This window comes from Streptomyces sp. ISL-66, assembly GCF_018614135.1.
GTDB lineage: Bacteria > Actinomycetota > Actinomycetes > Streptomycetales > Streptomycetaceae > Streptomyces.
Genome location: NZ_JAGGOW010000225.1, coordinates 1 through 6,517, shown reverse-complemented (window position 1 = coordinate 6,517; position 6,517 = coordinate 1). Strand labels below are relative to the sequence as shown.

The window sequence follows — 6,517 nt, the reverse complement described above, 5'->3', positions numbered from 1 at the left end:
GTCGACGGCCCGGCGGGGAGCGCGCCCAGGGGCAGCCCGTGCGGACCGGACGCGTTGGCCGGGCCGGCGGTATCGGGCGCGTCGGCGTGCGGCAGGTGGCCGCGCGCGGGCACGTCGGAATCCTGCGGGCCGACCGACACGCACGAGACGCAGCCGGCACTCGTGAGGAGTGCGAGGAGGGAGAGGGGCAGGACCCGGCGTAACTGCATCGGACCACCATGCCGCACGGGCGGCCCCGGCCGGAGCCGCGTTCACGCGTGTGGGCGGGGGCGCGGGATGTCGGGGGCAGACCCGGAGCGGGTCGTGGATACTCCGCGGACGCTGCCGAATCGGTTCGGCAAGGTCACCCTGATCGTTTCTGCCGCGACGGGTGGTTTCACCGGTCCGGGAGGGCGCGTGCGTGGACGGGGGTGGACGGGACGGGGAATGCGCCGCGGCGCTCGGAACTTCTGCCCCATCACCTCTTCCTCAGCCACCGGCACCGGCACCGGCACCGGACCCGCGCCGGTCACCGGCGGCGCGTCCGGTGCCTCTGCTGCCTCGGGTACCCCTGCTAGCTCGGGCACGTCCGGTACCGGCGGCGGCCCGGGCGGCGGTTTCGCCCTGACCGGCGCCGGTTTGACGGTGCCGCCGGTGATCGGCGGTGATCGGCGGCGCCGTCGCCCGGGCCGCCGGTACCGGTATCGTGCTGGTCGTCCGGCGGCGCAGGACCTGACCGGCGGGGTGGGCCCCGGCACCGCCGCGCCGGCCCCCTGCCCGCCGGGAGACGACCGTGTCCCCTGACCCCGATGAGAGCGGCACCTTGCCCGACGACCGGCTGCTCGTACGCCCCTACATCGCCCCCTCGGTCCAGCCGGAGGGGCCGACCGCGCTCGCCTGGCCGCAGACCGGTCCGGTCTCCGTGGCGGCTCAGCTCGCGACTCCTTCCGCCGGATCAGAACGCCCGCCTTCGGCCCCGGGCTCGGCCCCGGCCGCGCCTGCGTCCCCGTCCCGGGCCGCGACGACGTTCGCGGCCGCGACGGCCACCCCGTCCACTTCCGCGTCCACCTCCGCCGCTTCCCCGTCCGCTTCCCCGCCCGGCCCCCCCACCGTTGCCGACCGGCGCTCGGTGGCGGGCGGCCGGCTCCCGTTCGTGGCACTCGCGCTGCTCGCGCTCGCCGCTGCGGGGGCCCTGGCCTGGCTGCTGCACGAGCCGGACGAGGAACGGCCGCGCGCCGTGGCTCCGCCCGGCCTGTCCGTACCCGTACTGCCGGCGCGCAGCCCGGGCGCGGGAGAGGAGCCCGCGCCGAGCGGGGATTCCGTGGGGGCGACCGCGCCGACCGCGCCGACCGGGGCGGCACCGACGCGGGCCACGACGGCCTCGCCCACCCCTGGTCCGTCGGGCGCGAGCCGGGGCGCCAAGCCGTCCGCCCCGTCCGGCGGCGCGCAGCCGTCGTCGGACGGGGACGGGACCTTGCGTCCGGGGGACCGCGGGCCCGAGGTGCGCGCCCTGCAGGAACGGCTCTACGCGCAGGGGTTCACGTACGTCTCGCTCAGCGGTGTCTACGACGAACAGACGCGGCGCGGCGTCTTCCAGCTCCAGCGGGACCGGAGCATCAAGGGCGACCCGCAGGGTGTCTACGGTCCGGCCACCCGGGCCGCCTTCGGGAGCGGCGGCTGAGGCGAGGGGGGCGGACCGGCGGGGGAGCGGAGCAGGCAGGACCGGGCCGCGCCCGGCCGGGTCCTCGCGGCTCCGCTCAGCGCCCGCCGGAGACGCGGAGCACGGTCCCGGTCGTATAGGCGGCGTCGGGGGACATCAACCAGGCGATGGCCGCGGCCACTTCCTCGGGCTGCCCGGCCCGACCGAGCGGGATCTCGGCGGCAGCCAGCGCGGGGCGGTCCGGATCTCCCATGGCGGCGTGCATATCGGTCTCGATGATGCCGGGCGCCACCGCGTTGACCCGGATGCCGTGCGGCCCGAGCTCCTTGGCCAGTCCCAGGGTCAGGGTGTCGGTCGCGGCCTTGGTCGCCGCGTAGTGGACGTAGCGGCCGGGGCTCCCGAGGGTGGCGGCCGCGGAGGAGACGTTGACGATCGTCCCGCCGCCGGACGCGGCCATGTCCCGGGCGGCGCGGCGGCAGCAGAGCAGGTACCCGAAGAGGTTCACGTCTACCACGCGGCGCAGGTCCTCGATCCGGACGTCGGCGAGCCGCCCCGGGGCGCCGGTCACCCCGGCGTTGTTGACCAGGCCGTTCACGGTTGCGAACTCGGCCCCGGCGAGGTCGAAGAGGCGCTCGACGCCGCACTCCTCGGAAGTGTCCGCGCGCACGGTCACGCACCGGGCACCGGCCGCCCGGACGCGCTCGGCGGTGGCCTCGGCGGCCGCATCGTCGTGGAGGTAGCCGAGTACGAGGTCGTGCCCGTCGGCGGCGAGCCGCACGCAGGTGGCGGCGCCGATCCCGCGGCTGCCTCCGGTGACGACGGTGACCGGACGACGTGACATATGAGCCTCCTGTGAAACGCAATACCGATGTCGTGCCCGAGCCCATGATCGCCGCCCGCGTGAACGTCCACCGTCCCGGGGGTCCGTGCGTGCCCGCTCCCGCCCGCCCCCGCCTCACGGCCGCTCCGCGCCCACCGAGCCCCCGCCGTACCCGAGGGAAGGGCGGAGGCTAGCACCAGGAAAAGTGGTGGACCAGCGGAAATGGCGGCCGCAGAGTGGCTGTTGCCGGTACCGGACGCCGTCACCCACTCCAGTACTCCGACTCTCCGCGGTTCTCCGCGGTTCTCCGCGCGCGTTCGCGACCTTCCGCGGCTCTCCGCGACTCTTTCCGACACTCCGAGGAGCTCCACCATGTCGACCTTGCGGGTCACCGCCGAAAAGCTCACCGTCCATCCGCACCCGAACGCCGACGCGTTGGAGCTGGCGCAGGTGGGTCTCTACCGGGCCGTCGTCGCCAAGGGCGCCTACCGCACGGGCGACCACGCGCTCTACATACCCGAACAGGCCGTACTCTCGGCCGCCTTGATCGAGGAGCTCGGGCTGACCGGCCGTCTCGCGGGCGCGGGGGCGAACCGGGTCAAGGCCGTCCGGCTGCGCGGCGAACTGTCCCAGGGCTTGGTCTGCCGGCCGAGCGCGCTGGCCGGCCTGGACCTCGCGCGGGCGGCCGAGGAGGGCGTGGACTTCGCGGAGCTGCTCGGCATCACCAAATGGGTTCCGCCGGTCCCGACGACCATGAACGGAGACGTCGAGGCCGCCGCCGAGCTGCTGCCGTGGGTGGACATCGAGAACCTCCAGCGGTACCCGGGCATCCTGGAGCCCGGCGAGCCGGTCGTCCTCACCGAGAAACTCCACGGCACCGCCTGCCTGTTGACGTACGTCGTCGAGGGCGGCCGGGTACTGGTCTCCTCCAAGGGGTTCGGGTCCAAGGGGTTGGCGCTCAAGGAGGACGAGCGCAATGTCTACTGGCGGGCCGTACGCGGCCACGGCGTGCCCGAGGCCGCCGCGCGGCTGGCGGCGCGGCTCGGGGCGACCCGCGTCGGCGTCTTCGCCGAGGTCTACGGCCAGGGCGTCCAGGACCTGGCGTACGGAGTCGACGTACGGACGGCGGAGGCACCGCCCGGATACGCCGTCTTCGACGTCTCCGCCGAGATCGACGGGCAAGTGCGGTGGCTGGACCCCGCCGAGGTCTTCGCCGAGGGTGAACTCCCGCTGGTTCCGAGGCTGTTCGAGGGCCCCTACGACCTCGATACGGTCCTGGAGTGGGCGAGCGGCCGGGAGACCGTGTCCGGGCGGGCCCTGCACCTGCGCGAGGGCGTCGTCATCCGCCCGGCGGTCGAGCGCTACAGCCCGGTCGTCGGCGGCCGCGCCATCGCGAAGGCGGTCAGCCCCGCCTATCTGACGCGCAAGGGCGGCACGGAGTACGAGTGAGCGCGCGATCGGGCACCCGGCCGACCTGGCCGGATGCCCGAAGCCGACCTGCTCTCCCGCGCGCCGAGGGCGCGGACACGCCCGCCTGGCCTCGGCCGCGCCGGATGCGTGGGATGCGGGGTGACGTGCCGGACGTGCGAGACGTACTGGATGAGTCGTGCGATGTCGACGGGGGAACCGGCGGCGGGTCGCTCACGCCTCACGGGCAGTGTGAAAGGCGGTCGTCGCGATCTGGACGAAGGAGCGGAGCAGGGGGTTGGTGTCGCCCCGGTTCCACGCCACGACCACGCGGCTCAGCGGCATGTCGATCAGTGGCACCACGGCCAGCCCCTCCCCGGGCTCGTGGTCCAGGAGGGTCATGCCGACGGTGCCGTTCCAGAGGACGGCTTGCCGGCATTCCTGGACGGCGCGCACCACCGGGCCCTCGCGGGCCTCCCCGCCGTTCCAGTACGACTGCCAGGAGGGGTCGGTGTCCTCCGGAAACAGGAACCAGCGGCGGTCGGACAGTTCGGCCAGCCGCAGACCGTCGCGGCGGGCCAGCGGATCGTCCGCGCGCAGCAGCGCCCCCACCGGGTCGGCGCGCAGCGCGTGCACGGTCAGACCGGTCTCGTCGAACGGGCCCCGGGTCAGGGCGACATCGACCAGCCCGGCCCGCAATCCGCAGGTGGGGTCGGTCAGATCGGTCTCGCGGACGCGCACCTCGACGCGCGGGTGCCGCCGGCGGTAGGCGTCGGCCAGCCGGGTCACGCGCACGTCGGTGCTGTCGCCCAGGAGGCCGACGGTGAGCGTCGCGGCGCCGGCCGCGGCCGCCACGCGCACGCGTACCCGGTCGGCCCGGTCGAGCAGCGCGCGCGCCTCGTCGAGCAGTACCGCTCCCACCGGGGTGAGCGCGACACCGGCGGACGACCGGTCGAACAGCGTGGCGCCGAGCTCGGTTTCCAGCTGCTTGATCGCCCGGCTCAGTGGCGGCTGGCTCATGTGCAGGCGGGAGGCGGCCCGTCCGAAGTGGAGTTCCTCGGCGACCGCCACGAAATAGCGCAGCGTCCGTAGCTCCATGGCGCAACGATACCCGTACGGTATCGACCTCTCGGAACGGGTCTTGGACAGCCGTAGTGCCCCGGCGGTGGAATCGGAGCATGAACGTCGCGTACTGGATCGTTGCCGGTCTGCTCGCTCTCTTCTACCTCTACGGGGGCGGGGTGAAGGTGGTCCGGAGCCGTGAGGGGCTCCGGCCGATGATGGCCTGGGTGGACAGCACGCCCATGCCGGCCGTCCGGGCCATCGGGGTCATCGAGGTGCTCGGCGCCATCGGGCTGGTCCTTCCGCCGCTGACGGGCATCGCGCCCTGGCTGGCCCTGGCCGCCGCGATCGGCTTCGTGGTGCTCCAGATCGGCGCGACCGGGGTCCACCTGAGCCGGGGGGACCGCGAGATCGGCCTCAACGCCTCGCTCCTGCTCGCCGCGGCCGCGACCGTCTGGTTGGCGACGGCCCGGCTGTGACTCCGGCCCTGGGTGGGCCGGCCCGGGACGGGCCGGCGCGATGCCTCCCGGCCGTCCAAGCCCCCGTCGCGTACGGCTCGGCCGGTTTCCGCGCGTTGACAGTCGATCCAGTGCACCGGGATCATCTGGGCACGACATATGGGAGAGCGCTCTCCAGGCGTCCCGGGCGGCTTGCGCGAAGGTGTGGTGGACAGGTGGACCTGCACGGCAGTGACGTGGAACGACTGGCGGACAAGCTGGATCCCGTACGGCGGGTGCGGTTGCTGACCGGAGCCGATACCTGGCGGACCCGGGCCGAACCGGACGTCGGACTGGGGGAGATGGTCTTCTCCGACGGACCGGCCGGGGTGCGCGGGCCCGGCTGGGACGAACGCTCCACCTCGGCCCTGCTGCCCTCGCCCACCGCCCTCGGCGCGCTCTGGGACGAGGAGCGGGTCCGCCGGCTCGGCCGGATCCTCGGGGACGAGGCCCGCCGCAAGGGGGTCCACGTCCTCCTCGCTCCCACGCTCAACCTGCACCGCAGCCCGCTCGCCGGGCGCCACTTCGAGTGCTTCGCCGAGGACCCGCTGCTCGCGGGGCGTACGGGGGCGGCCCTCATCGGCGGCATCCAGTCACGGGGGGTGGCCGCGACCGCGAAACACTACGTCGCCAACGACTCGGAGACCGAGCGGCTGACCCTCGACGTGCGGCTCGACGAACGGGTGCTGCGGGAGCTGTACCTCGCGCCCTTCGAGGCCGCCGTCCGGGCCGGTGCGTGGCTCGTCATGTCGGCGTACAACAAGGTCAACGGCGCGACCATGAGCGAGAGTTCCCTGCTCGCCGAACCGCTGAAGGGGGAGTGGGGCTTCGACGGCGTGGTCGTCTCCGACTGGGGCGGCGTGCGCTCCACCGTGGCCTCGGCCCTCGCCGCGCAGGACCTCGCGATGCCGGGCCCCGGCGGGCCGTGGGGAGAGGCACTGCTGGAGGCGGTGGAGAGCGGCCGGGTCCCGGCCGAGGCGGTGGAGCACAAGGTGCGCAGGCTACTGCGCCTCGCCGCCCGCGTGGGAGCACTCGAAGGCCCCCGGGCCGCCCCTGACCCCCTCGACGGCGACGGCGACGGCGGCGGCGAGG

7 protein-coding genes are annotated in these 6,517 nt (G+C 74.4%); 4 read left to right on the top strand and 3 right to left on the bottom strand.

Going from position 1 to position 6,517, the window contains the following annotated elements:
- A partial coding sequence (locus J7E97_RS34060; RefSeq protein ID WP_215035291.1) for a hypothetical protein occupies nucleotides 1-209 on the bottom strand: 209 nt, incomplete at its 3' end.
- A 563-nt stretch (nucleotides 210-772) separates the two neighbouring features.
- Here J7E97_RS34060 and J7E97_RS36925 point away from each other — a divergent pair.
- Nucleotides 773-1,660 (top strand): peptidoglycan-binding protein, encoded by an 888-nt coding sequence (locus tag J7E97_RS36925; RefSeq protein WP_215035289.1) that lies wholly within the window; start codon nucleotides 773-775, stop codon nucleotides 1,658-1,660.
- A 76-nt stretch (nucleotides 1,661-1,736) separates the two neighbouring features.
- On the opposite strand, the gene J7E97_RS34050 is transcribed toward J7E97_RS36925, so the two are convergent.
- Nucleotides 1,737-2,480, bottom strand: a complete 744-nt coding sequence (locus tag J7E97_RS34050) for an SDR family NAD(P)-dependent oxidoreductase (RefSeq protein WP_215035287.1) — start codon at nucleotides 2,478-2,480, stop codon at nucleotides 1,737-1,739.
- Nucleotides 2,481-2,831: 351 nt separating this feature from the next.
- Between J7E97_RS34050 and J7E97_RS34045 the strand changes: the two genes are divergently transcribed.
- Nucleotides 2,832-3,908, top strand: a complete 1,077-nt coding sequence (locus J7E97_RS34045; RefSeq protein WP_215035285.1) for an RNA ligase (ATP) — start codon at nucleotides 2,832-2,834, stop codon at nucleotides 3,906-3,908.
- Between the two features lie 192 nt (nucleotides 3,909-4,100).
- Here the strand turns inward: J7E97_RS34045 and J7E97_RS34040 are convergent, their stop codons facing one another.
- On the bottom strand, nucleotides 4,101-4,964 hold the full coding sequence (locus J7E97_RS34040) for a LysR family transcriptional regulator (RefSeq protein ID WP_215035283.1): 864 nt from the start codon (nucleotides 4,962-4,964) through the stop codon (nucleotides 4,101-4,103).
- An 80-nt stretch (nucleotides 4,965-5,044) separates the two neighbouring features.
- Between J7E97_RS34040 and J7E97_RS34035 the strand changes: the two genes are divergently transcribed.
- Together J7E97_RS34035 and J7E97_RS34030 are read left to right on the top strand one after the other, a co-directional pair.
- Nucleotides 5,045-5,407 carry a DoxX family protein gene (locus tag J7E97_RS34035; RefSeq protein ID WP_215035281.1) on the top strand — a complete coding sequence of 121 codons (363 nt, stop codon included), beginning with the start codon at nucleotides 5,045-5,047 and terminating at the stop codon, nucleotides 5,405-5,407.
- A gap of 200 nt (nucleotides 5,408-5,607) precedes the next feature.
- On the top strand, nucleotides 5,608-6,517 hold a 910-nt coding region (locus J7E97_RS34030; protein ID WP_285429061.1), incomplete at its 3' end, for a glycoside hydrolase family 3 protein.